Below are 17,187 nucleotides of genomic sequence, written 5' to 3' on the forward strand. Positions count from 1 at the left end.
GGGCTCCTTCAGGCGCAGCCCACCAGCTGAAGCTTGATCTGCAACGTCTCGTGATCGAACGGCTTCATGACATATTCGTCGGCACCGGCATCGATCGCCTCGCGAATATGCGCAACGTCGTTCTCGGTCGTGCAGAAGACCACCTTGGGTTCGCCACCACCGGGGCGCGCGCGCAGTTGTTTGATGAATTCGATGCCGCTCATCACCGGCATGTTCCAGTCGAGAAGGATGACATCGGGCATGGCCTCGTTGCACTTGTCGAGCGCTTCCTGCCCGTGTTCGGCCTCTTCAACTCCGAAACCGAGGGTTTCGAGAATGTGGCGGGATACCTTCCGGATGACCCGCGAGTCATCGACGATCAGACAGGACTTCATCAATAAATTCCTTTGCAACCGCGAGTGTCCTAACGCGCCATGGTTTCCAATCGATTAAGCTGCCTCGCGGCCGGGCCCGGCCAACAGCGCGGGCAGATCCAGCATCAGCGCCGGGCCGAACGCGGTTTCGATCACCCCTGTCGCCACCGATCTCCAAGTGGCTCCCAATCCCTTGGGAGCAGGTGCCAAGTCGCTTTTCGCCATCGTGACGTCGAGGATCGCATCGACCCGCAGGGCGTAAAGATAGTCATCACACAGGGCGACGATGCACCGCGTTTCCTCTTCTCCGTCCTGTTGGTGATAGCTGGACTCGAGACCGATAGCGCGCTGGCAGTTGACTACGGTCAGGGCCCGTGAACGCTGTGCCCCGACCCCTTCGATCCAATGAGGCGCGCGCGGAGCGGGCGTCACCTTTTCGAGCTCGCTAACAGATGCGACATCTTTGGCCGGCAGCGCGACATGGCGCCCAGCGACAATAGCGACCAGCAGAAGGTCCCCTTCCATCAACGCGTCTCCTCGTGGCATGCATCACCCCATTTGGCGATCACTGCATCGGCATCGAGCAGAGGCGTAGGCCGCTCGTTCACCACAACATAGCCGCGGGTCAGCGGCTCGCTGGCGTCGTCCTTGATCGCATCCTTGAGCGGCGCGACGTCTATGATAGCGCGCACCGCGTAGAACGCCTCGCGTCCGTCCGACCGCAGGCGCAACAGGCGCAACCTCTCCCGGTCCGGCTCGCTGGTTCCCAGTCCACCCAGCACCCGCATACTGCCGTCGATCACCGCCCTGCTGGCTTCGGCGTGGCGCTCGATGGTCGCGCTATCGATTGTCTCGATGCGTTCGACACGGTCCATTTCGACCGCGCGCTGCTGGCCGTCATGATCGATGAACAGCATCACCCGGACAGCCTCGGCACAGTCTGCATCGCTCGCCTGCTCGACATCGACCGTTACTGCGCGCGAACGCCCGTCGGTGACGATCTCGTGATCGACCGCGATACTGTTGATGTCGAGTGCCAGCACCGGGGTGCCGTCGGACAGAAGCGTCGCGCCGGTATAGAGGCGCGTATTCGTTACCGCCGGGGCAATTGGCTTGATTACTGCCTCGTCGTGATCGAGCACCTTGTCGACCGCGATGGCGCTGATCTCGGTTGGCGAGTGGCGGATGACAATGAAGGTCCGCCGGGTCACTGGCAGGTCGTTTTCCTGCCCCAGGACGTCCGACAACGCGATACACGGTATGCGATTCCCGCGAAAATTGATGAACAGGCCGTCCCCGATCTCGGTGTATCCCAGGTCGGGATCGCCGCCGTAGATAACCTCCTCGACGCCCGATCGGGGCAAGGCGAAACGCTGACCGACACTCTTGACCGTCAGGGTTGCGATAATGCTGAGCGTGAGCGGCAGCCGCATAAATATCGTCGTGCCTTCGCCGACAATGCTGCTGACGCCGATCGTGCCACCGATACGCTCGATGTTCGAACGTACGACATCCATCCCCACGCCGCGCCCGGAGAGCGAAGTGACTTCGGCAGCAGTCGATAACCCTGCTGCAAAAACCAGATTGTGCTTTTCCGCCATATCCATTTCGGCGGCGTCCTGTTCGGTAACGATCCCTGCCTCTATCGCCTTTTCAATCAGTCTGTCGGCATCGATCCCGCGCCCGTCATCGCTGACCACGAGGAAAATCTGGTTGCCGGCCTGCCGGGCGGAAACCGACACCACGCCAATCTCGCGCTTGCCGGCCTTACGCCGCTCGGCCGGGCATTCCAGCCCGTGGCCGATAGCGTTGCGAATAATGTGCGTCAGCGGATCGCGAATCGATTCGATCATCTCGCGGTCAAGCTCCACGTCCTGGCCTTCAAGGTCGACCATGACCTGCTTGCCCAGTTCCTGGCCGAGATCACGAACCTGCCGTGGCAAAGCGGAAAAGAGAAACTCGATCCGCTGCATCCGCATGCGCGTTGCCGCGTCACGGACATCGTCGAGGATCGAGGTCATACGTTCGAACGGTCCATCGACGCGCGGATCACTCCCAACTTCACGCAGCACCCGTGCCAGATCGTTGCGCGCCAATACGAGGTCGGACACGCCGCTCATCATCCGATCGAGCAGGTCGACCGGCAGGCGGATCGAGCGCTGGACGGCAACATGCCTGTTTCTCACCTCGCTCGGCGCGCCGCTCGATGGCTTTGCCAGCGCGGCCGCCTCGGCGCTGTCCGGATCGTGCGCCAGCGCGTTGATCAAGGCCTGGTCACCTTCCTGCGCTATTTCCTCACCCGCCTCGACCGCATCGGTCAGGGCACTGATCCGATCAATGATGGCGAGTACTGCGCTAACCAGCGTCTCATCGGCAATGCGTCGACCGGAACGGACCTCGCCGAGTGCGTCCTCGGCCGCATGGCTGAGGGCCTCGAGACGAGGAAAGTCGAAAAACCCGCAATTGCCTTTGACGGTGTGAACGAACCGGAAGATTACATCGAGACGCTCGCGGTCCTCTGGCTCGCTCTCCCATGCGACCAGCTCGCTGCCCAACGCCTCCAGCATTTCGCGGGTCTCGGCCACGAATTCCGCCAGCAGATCGTCCATGTGCATATCCCTGCCACCCCTCGTCGAACGAAGCTTATGGCAAGCGATGGTTAACAGCCGGTAAGGGCCGTGCCGATGCAGGGGCCGATCGCCCCATGCGGTCAGCGCGATATGCTTGAAGAAGAAAAGGTGGTGAGCCCTGCTGGGTTCGAACCAGCGACCTACTGATTAAAAGTCAGTTGCTCTACCGACTGAGCTAAGGGCCCACCTGATGTGCCGCCAGCCGTGGGCGATGCAGCACAGGGCGCGTCAACTAGGGGCGGGGCGCGGGTGGGTCAAGCGGGCTTTTAAACGTCTGAGTGTTAGTCCGCTCCGCGGGTCGACCCAGTCAGGGGCGATAGCGCTTGCCGGGTCAAGAACGAATCCACGTTCACGAAATGACGGATGGGGGATGACGAGACCATCTGCGGCAAAGAAGCCCTCGCTCCACAGCACGATATCCAGATCGAGCGTCCGGTCTGCCCATCGTTGCGCCCGGCGACGGCCAAAGCTTCGTTCCATGTGCTGCAATGCCGTCAGCAGGGTGCCAGGATCAAATTCGGTCTCCAGCACGGCAGCGGCATTGGCAAAACGGCGCTGCGCCGGTCCAAGAGGCGCGGTGTCGAACACCGCAGAGCGGTCGGAAACCGTACCAAGCGCTGCCAGTTCTTCCATCGCCGCCAGCACCACCGCACGCGGCGGGCCATAGCGATGATGCCGCCGGTTGGAGCCCAGCGCGATAAGATAGGTGCTGCTCAGATGTCCTCGCAGAGCCGGCCGTATAGCAGCGGCCTACGGTCGCGAAAGAAGCCCATGCCGGCGCGGTGCGTGGCAGCCTGGTCGAGATCGAGAGTCGTCAAAAGGACGCCTGCCTCTTTGCGCCCGAATTGCTCCAGCATGTCTCCCCACTCGTTGGTGATGAAGCTGTGCCCGTAGAAATCCGCCTGCCCTTCGGTCCCTATCCGGTTGGCGGCGACGACGGGCATACAGTTGCACACGCTGTGTCCCTGCATGGCGCGTTGCCACATGCGACTGGTATCGAACTCGGCATCATAGGGCTCGGAGCCGATGGCGGTCGGGTAGAACAGCAGCTCTGCCCCCATCAGCGCCATCACTCGCGCCGCTTCGGGATACCATTGGTCCCAACACACGCCGACGCCTACGCGTGCAGTGCCTGTCCGGGTGGGCACGTCCCAGACCTTGAAGCCGTCATTGCCGGGACGGAAATAGTATTTTTCCTCGTAACCCGGGCCGTCGGGAATATGGCTCTTGCGATAGGTACCCTGTATCTCGCCATCCGGGCTGATCATCGCCAGCGTGTTGAAGTAGTGGTGGCCGTCACGTTCAAAGAAACTGGTCGGAATGGTCACTTTCAGCCTTGCCGCCAGCTTGCGCATGGCGATGACCGATGGATGCTCCAGTGTTGGGCGCGCGCGCGCGAACAGCGCCTCGTCTTCGACCTGGCAGAAATAGGGGCCGGCAAAGAGTTCGGGCGGCAGGACAATCTCCGCCCCGCCCGCAACGGCCTGTTCGACCAGTTCACTCACGGCGTCGATGTTGGCCTGCTCGTCATCACTGCCAAGCGGCAGCTGGAGGGCGGCGACGATAATTTCACGCATGGTATTACCCCTCGCGCCGCCCCTAGCGTCAGTCAGCCTTCCTGAACAGCAGTGTCATGCGATCGCTTTCCCCCTTGTCGGCGAGGTCTGCGCGGTCGGTGCGCTGGACCGGGGGCATTTCCCACACGCCTTCGGGATGATCGGCTGTGTCCATCGGATTGGCGTTGATTTCGCTCAGGCCAACGAGTTCGAACCCTTGCGTGCGCATCCAGTCGATCACGTCCTGCTGGCGCAGATAGCCCTTGCTGCCATTGGCATAAGACCACGGGGCCTCGGCCTTGGCACGGTGCTGGACGATCCCGAGCAAGCCGTCATCGGCAAGCAGTTCGCGCATGGCCGCAATTTCACTGTCGGCATTGTTCCAACGCCACATGTTGTGCAGCATCCGCACCAGCAGGATCCTGTCATAGCTGCCCTTCTCCGAGTCCGGCACAGCGTCGAGTGTCAGCCCGCCGAAATTGGCGGCTGGCTTGCCGACCTGTCCGGCCGTCTTGGCACCAAATCCCGCCGCGCCATCGCGAATGCCCTTTTGCGTCTGCTCGTTGAACGGGCCCGAAGCGGGGTCGAAATAGAGCCCGACCAGCCGGCCTTTATCGCCCAGGTAATTGCCCAGCATGCGCGAATACCAGCCGCCGCCGGGGGCGTATTCGCCGACCTTCATGTCGGGTTCGACTTCGAAGAACATTAGCGTCTCGACCGGGTGGCGATACTGGTCACGGGCCCGGTCCTCGGCGCGGTTGTCTGCCGCAGCAGCAGCCATCAATGCGTGGTGGACATGATGATCAGCCATCATCGCAGCAGGTTTTTCGCCATGATTGTCAGCCAGTGCAGGACTGGCAGCCATGACGGCCATGGTGGCAGTGGCGGCGAAAAGCGGTTTCATCATCGGGTTCGTTCCTTTGTATTGCTGGCCCAATAATGTGCGGACAGCGATGGAAATTGCCAGGCAGAGCGCCCATGTTCGAACAAAGCCACGGAGAATTCAATGAGCAAGACGAGCCAGGCCATAATCGCAGGCGGCTGTTTCTGGTGCACCGAAGCGGTGTTCAAGGACGTTATCGGGGTGAACGGAGTCGAAAGCGGCTATATCGGCGGCCATGTCGCCGACCCGACTTACAAACAGGTATGCAGCGGCGACACCGGCCATGCAGAGGCAATCCGTGTGACGTTCGACCCCGAGACCGTCAGCCTCACAGAAATCTACGACATGTTCCTGGGCACTCATGATCCGACCCAGTTGAACCGGCAGGGCAACGACGTCGGCGCGCAATATCGCAGCGCAATCTTCCCGCTCGACCAGGATCAGCGCGCAGAAGCCGAGGCAGCCATCGAGCGCTGGAACGCGGAAAATGACGGCAAAGCGGTGACGACCATCGAAGATCTGACCGAGTGGTACCCGGCCGAGGATTATCATCAGGATTACTGGGACGGAGAAGGCCAGCGCAATCCTTACTGCCTCGCGGTGATCCCGCCCAAGCTGATGAAGCTGCGCAAGAGCTTCGCCGACAAGGTTAAGGCGGACGACTAACTGGGCGCCCGCCAACGGGCGATGAAGAACCCGTCGAGCCCGCCTTGCTCGCCCAGCATCCCGGGATCGGTTCGCACCCAGCCTTCCAGAGTCGGTGTCAGCCCAGCCGGAAGTTCGTCAGCCGTGACCGGATATGGTTGCAACTCGACTTGTGCCGCTTGCTCCTCGCCCTCTTCGCGTTCGAGCGAGCAGACCGCGTAAACCAGCACTCCGCCAGGGTTGAGCCAGCCGCCCGCGCGCGCAATCAGCGCCGACTGCAACTCGCTCATTTCCGCGATCTGGCGCGGCCCGATCCGGTGTAACACATCGGGGTGGCGACGGCAGGTGCCGGTCGCAGTGCATGGGGCATCGAGCAGGATCGCGTCGAAGCGATGTTTCGGCTCCCACGTCAGTGCGTCCGCCCGAATGGTCGATGCGCTCAGCCCGGTACGCTTCAGATTGTCCTTGAGCAGGCCCAACCGGCGCTTGCTGATGTCGAGGGAGGTGACCGTCCAGCCAGCGGCCGCCAGTTGTAGGGTCTTGCCGCCCGGCGCGGCGCACAGGTCGAGCGCGTGGCGCCCCTTGCCTTCCCCGAGCAAACGAGCCGGCAGAGATGCGGCAATGTCCTGCACCCACCATGTGCCCTCGGCAAAGCCTCCGAGCGTCTCGATCGCTTCGCCGCGCGGCAGGCGCAGGTGTCCCGGCGCAAGACTGTCGCCAGCAAGCTGGTTGGCCCAATGCCGCGTTTCCTGGGCATCGCGCAGCGCGAGGTCGAGCGGCGGCGGCTCGGCGAGACCCGCCGAGATCGCCTCGGCCCGGTCGCCCCATCGCGCGCTAACCGCTTCCGGCAGGGTCGGATGCGCGGGCAGCGCAACTTCACCCTTGTCCAAGGTCGAGAAAACGCCGTGCGCCAACCGGCGCGGCCCGCCTGCCAACAAAGGCAGGCCGGTCGCGATTACTGCGTGCGGTGGCGTCTCCAGCCGGAGCCATTGCGCCAGCATCAATCGCAACACGCTGCGCACCTTGGCATCACCGGGCAGGACCTGCTTGGTGGCACTGTCGATCAGGGCGTCCAGATCGACCAGCCAGCGCAGCGTTTCATTGGCGATAGCGCGAGCCAGAGCCTTGTCGGCCGGCTTGCGCACCTGGCGCAGCGCCGGACCTTCTGCCTGTTCGAGCGTTTCGCCCCGACGCAATACCGCGTCGAGCATTTGCAAGGCCGCGCGGCGCGAGTGAATTCCGGGGGGTTGAGCCATGCAACGCCGTTAGGGCAGGTTGAAACAGAGCGCCAGTGCGCGCATCTTGGCGGGCATGAAGCGCGCCACAAAACGCCCCGCCGAATTCAGGAAGCCGGACCACTGGACCAATGAACCCGCGCCCGAGCCAATGCCAATCGAGGCCAGCGCGGGCGATCCCGACGGCCTGAGCCCAACCCGCTATGGCGATTGGGTAAAGGACGGCATAGCCATCGATTTCAGCTAATCAAAGCTTCTCGAGAGTAATTTTTAGCCCGTCCTTGGGCTGCGGGATCGGCCACGCCTGCCATTTGGGGTCATATCCCTCGGTGGCGGTTATGCGATAGCGGGTCAGCATGTGTGCCATCAGGATCTTGACCTGCATGTAGGCAAAATGGAGTCCGATGCACATGTGCGCTCCGCCGCCGAACGGCACCCACGCGTATTTGTGCCGCGCCTTCACCTTGTCAGGTGTGAAACGCATCGGGTCGAAGGAATAGGGAGAGTCCCAATATTCCTCCGAATGATGCGTGTAATGGATATTGATGCCGACGTGCTGGCCGGCGGGAATGTGATAGCCGCCGAACTCGAATCCTGTCAGCGCACGGCGCGGCATCGAGGGCACCGGCGGGGTCATCCGCAGGGCCTCCTTGAATGCCATCTCGGTCAATTCCAGCTCGCCTAGCTGCCCATAATCCAGCACGCGCCCTTCCCCCCCGGTAACCGCCGTCAATTCCTGCCGTAGCTGCTCCTGCCAGTCGGGATTTTGCGCCAGATGAAACACCATCGAAGTGGCGCTGGAAGTGATGGTGTCGTGTGCAGCCATCATTAGGAAGCTCATGTGATCGACCACTTCGTCGACCGGCATCTGTCGGCCGTCCTCGTATTCGGCTGTTGCGAACTGGCTGAACATGTCCTGCCCCCCGCCTTCAGCGCGGATGCGACGGGTCTCGCGGGTGAACCAGTCGACCAGGAAAGCGCGCCCATCGACCCCCTTCTTCATCCTGGTGAACGGCAGGGGCCGGCGCACCGGTGCGACCGAGGCCTGCACCATGTCGATAAAGGCGGTGTTGATGGCGTCGGCTTCGGGGCCGAACGGCAGCCCGAGAAAACTGTCGGCGGCCAGGTCGAGCGTGAGTTGCTTGATCGCCGGATAAAACTGCATCGGGCCTTCGCCCCATTCGTCCATGCGTAGGGCAATCCCGCGATTGAGCGCCCCGGCATAATGCCGCATCGGTTCCGGCTTGAAGGCAATGGACAACGCCCGCCGATCAGCTCGGTGGTGGTCGAAATCGAGCAGCATCAAGCCTCGCGGAAAGAGCTTGTCGAGCACCGGGCCCCAGCCCTGTTCGCTCGAAAATCGTTTCTCGCGGTCGAACAGGACCAACTCATTCGCTTCGGCCCCGATCAGCGCGACGTTCCAGCCGCCGAAACTGTGAACGCGGTAAACCTTGCCATATTGCGCCACCATGCGGCGGGTGAATGCGTGGGGGTCGCGCAACTGGGTGAAAGTGTGGCCGACAATGGGCAGGCCCTTCTCGCCCGGGATATGGGCGATCGCCTGCTTGGGCGGCACGCCTTCCGTCCAGTGAGTCGGCACGGGTCGGACGGGCTGATGCGGGGCGAGGGTCGCCATGAAAATTCCTCGAGTTTCGAAACGCTACTTACTTGCTTGTAAGTTATTCCGCGGTTCAAATCCAGCCGGCGAGTTCCTGTCGCACCAAAGCCTCGAGCATAGCCATCCCCGGCGTGCCATCGTTTAGGCAGGCAAGCGCGGCATAGTCCTCGCCGCCAGCACCCCTGAATTGCTCGCGGCCCTGTATCGCGATTTCCTCCAGCGTTTCGAGACAATCGGCAGAGAATCCCGGCATCGCCACCGCCATGCGTTTCGTCCCTGCTTTGGCCTCCGCCGCGATGGTGATGTCGGTGGCAGGCTCCAGCCATTTGGCCGGACCGAAGCGCGACTGGAATGTTGTCACCACCCGCAGACCGGGCCGCTTCGATGCCAGCCGCTCGCCAAGCAGGCGCGCGGTCTTGTGGCAGTGGCAATGGTAAGGATCGCCTAACTCGAGCGTGCGCTGCGGCATCCCGTGGAAGCTGAGCAACAGAACCTCCGGCACGAAATCGAGCCTATCCAGCTGGTCGGCAAGATCAGCCTCGAGCGCATCGATATAGGCGGGGTGGTCATGATAAGGTGGCAAACTGCGCAACGAAGGCTGCCAGCGCATCGACGCCAGCGCTTCTGCCGCCTTGTCGACCACCGTGGCCGTGGTTGCGCCCGAATATTGCGGATAGAGCGGGGCGAGCAGGATACGTTCGCACCCCGTCTTCATCATCGCTTCGAGCCGGTCGGCAATCGACGGATTTCCGTAACGCATGGCCCAGTCGACCCGCACCTCATCGCCCAGTTGCACGGCCAACGCCTCGGCCTGCCGCCGGGTGATAACCGCTAGGGGCGACCCTTCCTTCGTCCACACTTGCTGATAAGCATGCGCGCTCTTTCTGGGCCGTGTGTTGAGGATGATCCCGCGCAGGATCGGTTGCCAGGCGATTGCCGGGATTTCGACGACCCGACGGTCGGACAGGAATTCCTTCAGATAGCGCCGTACCGATTTCGTGTCGGGCGCATCGGGCGTCCCGAGATTGACCAGCAGGACGCCGACCTTGCCGCTGGCAACCGGCGCGTGATCACTCGGGAGGAGTTCCTCTTGCCATGTCATGGCTTGCGCCAACCGCAATCGGGGCCGCGCGTCAACATGTCCTAAAGCCCGCCCGCCAGCAGCGGCAGTCGGCGCAGGCGCAGGCCGGTCGATGCGAACAGCGCGTTGGCGATAGCCGGCGCGGCAACTGCCACCCCCAGCTCACCCGGGTCGAAGGATGGTTCGTCGCTGGGGAGAAACTCGATTTCCATATCAGGACAGTCCGCCAGCAACGGCAAGTGCATCTGGGCCAACCGCTCGTTCTCGGGCCGGCCTCGATCATAGGCATTGCTCGAACCGAGGGCGAGCGACAGTCCAAAAATCAATCCGCCCTCGATCTGCTGGCGTGCAATATCGAGGTTGACGATGCGTCCAATATCGACCGCCGCCACCAATCGCGTGACGCGGACGCCGCCCTCGCCCGGTCCAGCAGTGGCTATGCAGGCAATCCGTCCACCCGAAGCAGTCGAGCCGATGCGGTGGCAGGCGAGCCCTTGTCCACTGCCCTCCTCACCGCCGTTCCAGTTCGCGAGCCGCGCGGCACGCTGCAGGCATTCGACCATCCTCAGGTCGCTGCCGAGCATCTCGATGCGGTAGGACAGCGGCTCGCGCCGGCTGGCCTTCGCCGCCTCATCGACGAAGCTTTCCATCATGAAGGCAGTGTAGCCATGGGCCTGCCCGCGCATCTTGCCCGCAGGCAGATCGGTCCGGACCGGCACATGCTCGACAGCTGCCGAAGCGACATCGTAAATAGGCAGCGCGCCTTCGCCGACCATCGGATCCGCCTTGCCCGCGCTGTCCTCGATAGCATCCGAATTGCTGCGTTTGCCAAACAGCCGCGCACCGAATTCGCGGCCCCATGGCGGGGTCGCCAGCCGCGTCTTGAGAACCGCGATAGATCCGTCTTCAGCGAGCCGGGCTGAAAGCCGCGCCGCCACCGGTGCACGCGGGTACCCGGCGATAGTTTCCTGCCACCGCGACCAGACCAGCTGTACCGGACGCTTGGCTGCTCGTGCGATCAGCGCGGATTCGATGGCATGATCATGCTCCAGTCGGGCATCGAAGCTGCCCCCTGCGGGCATCGAATAGAGGATGACGTCCTCGGTCGCGATTCCGATTGCGTCAGCCGCCGCTGCACGGGCGCGCTCGGGTGCCTGGCTCGCCAACCACAATTCCAGCCGCCCTTCGCGCAGCCACGCCGTCGCACTAGCGGTCTCGAGCGGCTGGTGCTGGGCTGGCGCGACTTCGTAATCGAGTTCGAGGTCGGGCGTGCTTACTACCAATGCTCCTTCACCGCGAACGGCGATGACATGGCCCTTTTCCCCTTCGGTACCCTCGCTTTCGCCCAGCGCAGCCGCAAGGCGTTGCTCGATCTGCGGGCTGTGCACCCGGCTTGCGGTGGTGAAACGCGGCCGAGCCGCCTTGAGCACCTGCTCTGCGGCCCACCAATTGCTGGCCAGTGCTGCCAGCCAGCTCTCATTCTCGATCAGGCTGTCGAACCCCGGGGTTGCCTCCGCCGCCGCCCTGTCGAAGCCCGCCAGGCTGGACTGGTTGACCGGCCCGTGCCTGATGGCGGCAAAAACCATCCCCGGCAGGCGGACATCGCCGGCAAAGAGATGCGATCCATCGACCTTCGATGGCAAATCGAGCCTTGGGAAGGAAGTCGCCGGATCGTTCTGCCCCGCAACCGGCACTTCGAAAGCGCCATCGACGCGCAGCGGCGGTGGGTCGGGCGGGGTCAGCTCGGCAGCTTCCTGCGCCAGTTCGCCAAAGCGAAGCCGCTTGTCACCATGGGTGACGAAGCCGTTTTGCGCCTCGCATTCCTCCCATGAAATATCCCATCGATCCGCTGCCACTTGCGACAGCATTGTTCGCGCCGCAGCCGCCGCTTCTCGGCACGCCTTTCCGTAAGCGTCGAGCGACTGGCCCTCGGCGGTGGCGGTAAATCTCGTTTCCTCGGCATAGCGCTGCACAACAAGGTCGTCAGGACCGATCTCGACGAATCCGGGCAAGCGTGTGGGCATCCACAGCGGAGCCCATTTGGCAGCCAGGGGAACGTTGGCGTAGGCGCCGCTCACCGGCGCGGGCTGCACCGCCACCTGCCGCCAGTCAGCCCCCAGCTCGACTGCGACCAGCTGTGGCAACAGAGTGCTGACCCCCTGGCCCATCTCGAGCTGGGGCACGGCAACTGTCACGACGCCATCGGTGCCGATCTTGAGCCAGGCACCGAAGGCAGTCTCGTCGGGGCCGGGTTGCAGAGGTGAACCGAACCGGCGTGGCCACAGCGACCACGCTACGAGCAACCCGCCACCTAATGCTGCCCCGGCGAGCAGACCGCGCCGGCTCAGCATCGGCATCAGCCGCGCGCCTCACCAGTTGGGCCATCGCCATGCGCCAACCAATCCGCCACCTTCCGCGCAATAGCGGCAAAGGCGGCGCCGGAAGCATCGTCACCTGAAGCCGGGGGCGTCCCGGCATCGCTGGCAGTGCGGATATCCATGGCCAATGGGATACGCCCGAGGAAGGGTAATTCCAGCCTTTCAGCAATGCTTTCCACACCGCCTTGCCCGAACGGGTCGGAGAATTCGCCGCAATGGGGACACTGGTATCCGGCCATATTCTCGACCAGGCCGATCACGGGAACGCCAGCCGTTTCGAACAGTTGCCCGGCCCGGGCAGCATCGATCAGGGCGAGATCCTGCGGCGTAGAGACGATCACGGCGCCGTCAGGCTTGTGGTTCTGCACCATCGTCAGCTGCACATCCCCGGTCCCCGGCGGCAGGTCTATGAGGATAATTTCGACCGATCCCCAATCGGCTTCGATGAGCTGGGTCAGAGCGCCGGCCGCCATAGGGCCGCGCCACGCCAGCGCCTTGCCCGGCGCAACAAGGTGCCCCATCGACAGCATCGGGATGTCCATGAAGCCCATCACGGGTTGCAGGGTCTGTCCGACAGCCTCGGGTTTGGCCCACTTGCTTGCCAACAGGGTGGGTTGCGATGGACCGTATATATCGGCGTCGACAACGCCGACCGCATGTCCCATCCGCTTGAGTGCCACGGCCAGGTTTGCCGTCAGGGTAGATTTTCCAACCCCACCCTTGCCCGATCCGACCGCGATAAAGCGGCGCGCCACCTTGTCGGCCATGAAAGCTATGCGCGCCTCGTCGATATCGGCTTGCGCCAAAAGAACCGCCTTGGCCTCAGCCTCCATCGCAGAGCGCTCGCGAGCGGAAAGACCGCCGGCATCGAGGACGGCGGTGACCGTCCCTTCCTTCGCCTTCAAGCTGCGCACGCGGCTGACAATCTGTTCGGGCAGGGCTGCCCGCAATCCCGTCTCGTCCATCACGCAGGTGCCTCTAGCAGTAATTTTGCACGCGCCACCCCTGTTTTTCTCCCCATGCGGTACCTATACAGGCTGCATGGAAGGTTTTGACAGGTTCCGGCAACGGATCGGCTTGGCCATGGCGGGGAAAAGCCCGTGGGGTGGCAGTTCAGGTAACGAGGGCAATGGCTCCGGCGGCGGTGATTCCGGCGACGACGGCGGCGCGGACGACAAGTCCGGCGGCCCGCGCAACCCGTGGCTTCCGCCCGGGGCAGGCGGCAAGGACCGTTCTCGCCGATCGGCCAGCATCGAGGATATTTTCAAGAACCGCGGGCCCGAAGGTCCGCGCCGCGGTGGCGGCGGCCCGAATTTCACCCTGCCCCCGCGCCCGGGCGGCAAGAGCTGGTTCCCGCTTATCGCTGGTGGATTGGTGATTCTCGGCCTCGGCTCCACGATGGTCCATCAGATCGGACCCAAGGAACAGGCGGTGGTCAAGACCTTGGGCAATTTCACCCGCACGCTCGACCCCGGCCTGCAGTTTACGCTGCCGTTCCCGATCGAGACCGTCGATGTGGAGGATGTCCAGGGTGTGCGTGCCTTGCAAATTCCCGGCGGTGCACAGGCGCAAAAACTGATCCTGACCGGCGACCAGAACTTGGTCGACCTGAGCTATATCGTGCGCTGGAACATCAATGATTTGGCCAATTTCAAGTTCCGGCTGGTCGAACCGGTCGAAACGGTGAGCGAGGTGGCCGAAGCGGCCATGCGTGCGGCGATCGCCGAGAAAGAGCTCGACGAGACCTTTTCCGGCCAGGGCCGTGCCGCGATCGAGCTTGACGTGCGCGAGAGAATGCAGGCGACTCTCGATGCCTACAATGCCGGCATCCAGGTGCTTGGTGTCGAAATCGAGAAAGCCGACCCGCCGGCCGAGGTCGTCGACGCCTTCCGCGATGTTCAGGTGGCCGAGCAGCAGGCCGATGCTGCACGCAACCAGGCGCGCGGCTATGCCGAGCAGCAGCTTTCCATCGCAAAGGGTGAAGCTGAAGCCTTCGACAAGGTATTCGAACAGTACCGGCTCGCCCCCGAAGTCACCCGCAAACGGCTTTATTACGAAACAATGGAGCGCGTTCTGAGTCAGACCGACAAGACGATCGTCGAACCCAGCGGCGTGACGCCCTATTTGTCGCTGCCCGAGATCCAACGACGCTCGCAAAGGCCCGCTGTACCCGCCGTCACCACGAATGGAGGGCAGTGATCATGCAGGACATCTGGCAAAATTATAGGCTGGTCTTCGTTGCCCTTGCGATTGTGCTGATAGCGTTTCTTTTTAGCGCCTTCGTGGTCCCCGAAGAAGAGCAGGTCGTCATCGTTCGGACGGGTGAACCGAAGTACGTGATCAACACGCCCGGTGGCACCACCGGCGCCGGCCTCTATCTGCGCGTGCCGTTGATCGACCGCGTTGTGCGGATCGAGAAACGCCTGCTCGACCTCACGATGACCGACGAGGAAGTGCTGTCGAACGATCAGCAGCGCCTGCTCGTCAATGCCTATGCGCGGTTCCGCATTACCGACCCTGTCCGGATGGTCGAACGCGCCGGCTCTACCGACGGCGTGCGCACCGCCCTGCAGCCGATCCTCAATTCGGTGTTGAGGCAGGAACTCGGCCGCCGCACCTTCCAGGCGATGCTGACTGCAGAGCGCGGTTCGGCACTGGCAACGGTGCGCGAGAACCTGGACCGCCAGGCCCGCCAGTACGGCGCCGAGGTTGTCGATGTGCAGATCAAGCGCACCGATCTTCCCGACGCCCCCCTGCAATCGGCCTTCCGTCGCATGGAATCGGACCGCGAGCGCGAAGCGCGCGCAATCCGCGCCGATGGCGAGCGTGATGCCGTGGTGATCCGCGCCGAAGCCGATGCGGAAGCTGCCCGGATCTACGCGCAGAGCTTCGGCAAGGATGCGAATTTCTACGATTTCTATCGCGCAATGAAGAGTTACGAGACGACATTCGTCAGCAACAAGGACGCGGGCGAAAGTTCGATCATACTGGCGCCGGACAACGAATATCTGCGCCAGTTCCGCGGTCGCTGACGAACGTCCCTTGTCGCTCGACGAGGGACTTCGACTACAGCCGTCGTTAAAGGCCCGTTCAGTGGCGAAACGCTGAATTGGCAGGTCTAGGCTGACAGGCTGAAACCAGAGACGCACGCTGTGCGTATCTGCATGCGAGAAAGAAGAGGAACGAGAGAAGGTGAAACCCGTGCGATATGCATATGGCCTGAGCACCGCGCTGCTCCTGGGTGGCGCAACGATTTCCCTGGTGACCGGACAGCCGGCAGGGGCGCAGGTTGCGGTCAACGACGATCGCGCCATGGCGACAATGGTTCCGCGCGCCGGTGCACCGGCGAGCTTTGCCGATCTGACGGCACAATTGCAGCCGGCGGTGGTCAATATCTCGACCCGCCAGCGAGTGCAGGTGGATACCAGAAACCCCTTCCAGGGTACCCCCTTTGCGGACCTGTTCAACCGCCGCGGCCAGTCCCAGCCGCAGACCCGCGAGGCACAATCGCTAGGGTCCGGCTTCTTTATTTCGGCCGATGGCTATGTCGTTACCAACAATCACGTCGTCAGCCCGACTGGCCGCGGTACGGTTGAAGAAATCACCGTAACCATGCCCGACGGTACCGAATACGCAGCCGAACTGGTCGGGGCCGATGCACAGTCGGATCTGGCAGTACTCAAGGTCAGCCGCGCTGCGGACTTCCCGTTCGTCAAATTCGGTGATTCGACCAAGACCCGGGCCGGTGACTGGGTGATCGCCATCGGCAATCCCTTCGGCCTCGGCGGCACGGTCACCTCCGGCATAGTCTCGGCGCAATTGCGCAACACCGGTGGGGGCGCCTACGATCGCTATATCCAGACCGATGCCAGCATCAATCGCGGCAATTCGGGTGGCCCGCTGTTCGACATGCAGGGCAATGTCATCGGCATCAATAACGCGATCTTCTCTCCGTCGGGTGGCAGTGTCGGGATCGGCTTCGCCATTCCCGCCGAAATCGCGGCCCCGATTGTCGATCAGTTGCGCAAGGGGGCCGTGATCGAGCGCGGCTATCTCGGCGTGCAGATCCAACCGGTGACCGAAGATGTCGCCGATTCGCTCGGGCTGCCCAAGAACCGCGGCGAGTTCGTGCAGATCGTGGTCGAAGGCGAGGCCGCTGCGCGTGCCGGATTGCGTCCGGGCGACATCGTGATGAAGATCAACGGGCGTGAGGTGACGCCCGACCAGACCTTGTCCTTCCTGATCGCCAATATCTCTCCAGGCACAACCGTGCCGGTCGAGATCATTCGTGACGGCAGCCGTCGCACGCTCAACGTAAAGGTTGGCAAGCGACCCAGCGAAGAGCAGATTCGCCAGGCGCAAGTCTTCTCGCAAGACGAATCTGAAGATTCGACGGGTACGCCCGACATGAGTGAAAGCGAGATGATCGCGGACCGGCTTGGCCTTGGCGTCATCCCCGTCTCCGAGGAAATCGCCCGCCAGCTGGGCATCCCCGCCAATACTTCCGGCCTTGCCATCGCGGTTGTCGATCCCAATTCTGATGCTGCCCGCAAGGGCTTGCGCCGGCGCGACATCGTGCTCACCGCCAACTACCAGCCGGTCCCAGACGTCGCGGCGCTCGAGCGGATCATCAGCGAAGCTCGTGCCGCCGGACGCGGCTCGGTCCTGCTCCAGGTCAAGCGCGGGGCACAGCCTGCTCGCTATGTCGGGATCCGCCTGCAGGACTGACCCCAAACTTTTGCCGTTGAACGAAAACCCCCGCCGGATGTCCCGGCGGGGGCTTTTTGTTTGATCGCCGCAACGCCCTG

The 17,187-nt window shown here is 63.0% G+C and carries 16 protein-coding genes and 1 tRNA gene; 5 read left to right on the top strand and 12 right to left on the bottom strand.

The genetic code is table 11. From position 1 onward, the window contains the following. Positions 1-8 precede the first annotated feature (8 nt). From ACXYL9_RS00180 to ACXYL9_RS00210, 7 genes are all read right to left on the bottom strand, one after another. Positions 9-374 carry a response regulator gene (locus ACXYL9_RS00180; protein ID WP_459037571.1) on the bottom strand — a complete coding sequence of 122 codons (366 nt, stop codon included), beginning with the start codon at positions 372-374 and terminating at the stop codon, positions 9-11. Positions 375-428: 54 nt separating this feature from the next. Continuing rightward, the gene (locus tag ACXYL9_RS00185; protein WP_459037572.1) at positions 429-878 is read right to left on the bottom strand and encodes a chemotaxis protein CheW; all 450 of its coding nucleotides are present in this window, start codon (positions 876-878) and stop codon (positions 429-431) included. Continuing rightward, positions 878-2,968: a chemotaxis protein CheA gene (locus ACXYL9_RS00190; RefSeq protein WP_459037573.1), complete on the bottom strand. Its 2,091-nt coding sequence runs from the start codon at positions 2,966-2,968 to the stop codon at positions 878-880. The genes ACXYL9_RS00185 and ACXYL9_RS00190 overlap by 1 nt, the downstream gene beginning before the upstream one ends. 124 nt (positions 2,969-3,092) lie before the next feature. After that, positions 3,093-3,168, bottom strand: a tRNA-Lys gene (locus tag ACXYL9_RS00195). Between the two features lie 43 nt (positions 3,169-3,211). After that, positions 3,212-3,712 (bottom strand): 2-amino-4-hydroxy-6-hydroxymethyldihydropteridine diphosphokinase, encoded by a 501-nt coding sequence (gene folK, locus ACXYL9_RS00200; RefSeq protein ID WP_459039826.1) that lies wholly within the window; start codon positions 3,710-3,712, stop codon positions 3,212-3,214. Further along, positions 3,697-4,560 carry an N-carbamoylputrescine amidase gene (gene aguB / locus ACXYL9_RS00205; protein WP_459037574.1) on the bottom strand — a complete coding sequence of 288 codons (864 nt, stop codon included), beginning with the start codon at positions 4,558-4,560 and terminating at the stop codon, positions 3,697-3,699. Before aguB ends, folK begins: the two co-directional genes overlap by 16 nt. 28 nt (positions 4,561-4,588) lie before the next feature. Continuing rightward, the gene (locus ACXYL9_RS00210; RefSeq protein ID WP_459037575.1) at positions 4,589-5,446 is read right to left on the bottom strand and encodes a class I SAM-dependent methyltransferase; all 858 of its coding nucleotides are present in this window, start codon (positions 5,444-5,446) and stop codon (positions 4,589-4,591) included. 99 nt (positions 5,447-5,545) lie between these two features. Here ACXYL9_RS00210 and msrA point away from each other — a divergent pair, with 99 nt between their 5' ends. Next, entirely contained in the window at positions 5,546-6,088 is a 543-nt protein-coding gene (gene msrA, locus ACXYL9_RS00215) for a peptide-methionine (S)-S-oxide reductase MsrA (RefSeq protein WP_459037576.1), read from the top strand. On the opposite strand, the gene ACXYL9_RS00220 is transcribed toward msrA, so the two are convergent. After that, positions 6,085-7,323, bottom strand: a complete 1,239-nt coding sequence (locus ACXYL9_RS00220) for an RsmB/NOP family class I SAM-dependent RNA methyltransferase (protein WP_459037577.1) — start codon at positions 7,321-7,323, stop codon at positions 6,085-6,087. The two genes, msrA and ACXYL9_RS00220, sit on opposite strands and share 4 nt — an antisense overlap. A gap of 55 nt (positions 7,324-7,378) precedes the next feature. On the opposite strand from ACXYL9_RS00220, the gene ACXYL9_RS00225 reads away from it, so the two are divergent. Continuing rightward, a complete protein-coding gene (locus tag ACXYL9_RS00225) occupies positions 7,379-7,549 on the top strand; it encodes a DUF1674 domain-containing protein (RefSeq protein WP_459037578.1) in 171 nt (56 codons plus the stop codon). Here ACXYL9_RS00225 and ACXYL9_RS00230 read toward each other — a convergent pair whose 3' ends face one another. The 4 genes from ACXYL9_RS00230 to ACXYL9_RS00245 are packed head-to-tail and all read right to left on the bottom strand — an operon-like array spanning position 7,550 to position 13,344. Continuing rightward, positions 7,550-8,938 carry a cytochrome P450 gene (locus tag ACXYL9_RS00230; RefSeq protein WP_459037579.1) on the bottom strand — a complete coding sequence of 463 codons (1,389 nt, stop codon included), beginning with the start codon at positions 8,936-8,938 and terminating at the stop codon, positions 7,550-7,552. A gap of 55 nt (positions 8,939-8,993) precedes the next feature. Continuing rightward, positions 8,994-10,022: a ferrochelatase gene (gene hemH, locus ACXYL9_RS00235; RefSeq protein WP_459037580.1), complete on the bottom strand. Its 1,029-nt coding sequence runs from the start codon at positions 10,020-10,022 to the stop codon at positions 8,994-8,996. Positions 10,023-10,063: 41 nt separating this feature from the next. After that, on the bottom strand, positions 10,064-12,358 hold the full coding sequence (locus ACXYL9_RS00240) for a molybdopterin cofactor-binding domain-containing protein (RefSeq protein ID WP_459037581.1): 2,295 nt from the start codon (positions 12,356-12,358) through the stop codon (positions 10,064-10,066). Next, entirely contained in the window at positions 12,358-13,344 is a 987-nt protein-coding gene (locus ACXYL9_RS00245) for an Mrp/NBP35 family ATP-binding protein (RefSeq protein WP_459037582.1), read from the bottom strand. Before ACXYL9_RS00245 ends, ACXYL9_RS00240 begins: the two co-directional genes overlap by 1 nt. A gap of 118 nt (positions 13,345-13,462) precedes the next feature. Between ACXYL9_RS00245 and hflK the strand changes: the two genes are divergently transcribed. The 3 genes from hflK to ACXYL9_RS00260 all read left to right on the top strand — a co-directional run bounded on the left by hflK (position 13,463) and on the right by ACXYL9_RS00260 (position 17,107). Then, a complete protein-coding gene (gene hflK, locus ACXYL9_RS00250; RefSeq protein ID WP_459037583.1) occupies positions 13,463-14,578 on the top strand; it encodes a protease modulator HflK in 1,116 nt (371 codons plus the stop codon). A gap of 2 nt (positions 14,579-14,580) precedes the next feature. Next, on the top strand, positions 14,581-15,411 hold the full coding sequence (gene hflC / locus ACXYL9_RS00255) for a protease modulator HflC (RefSeq protein ID WP_459037584.1): 831 nt from the start codon (positions 14,581-14,583) through the stop codon (positions 15,409-15,411). Between the two features lie 169 nt (positions 15,412-15,580). Continuing rightward, the gene (locus tag ACXYL9_RS00260; protein WP_459037585.1) at positions 15,581-17,107 is read left to right on the top strand and encodes a Do family serine endopeptidase; all 1,527 of its coding nucleotides are present in this window, start codon (positions 15,581-15,583) and stop codon (positions 17,105-17,107) included. Positions 17,108-17,187: the final 80 nt, after the last annotated feature.

This window comes from Qipengyuania sp. CAU 1752, from assembly GCF_054482615.1.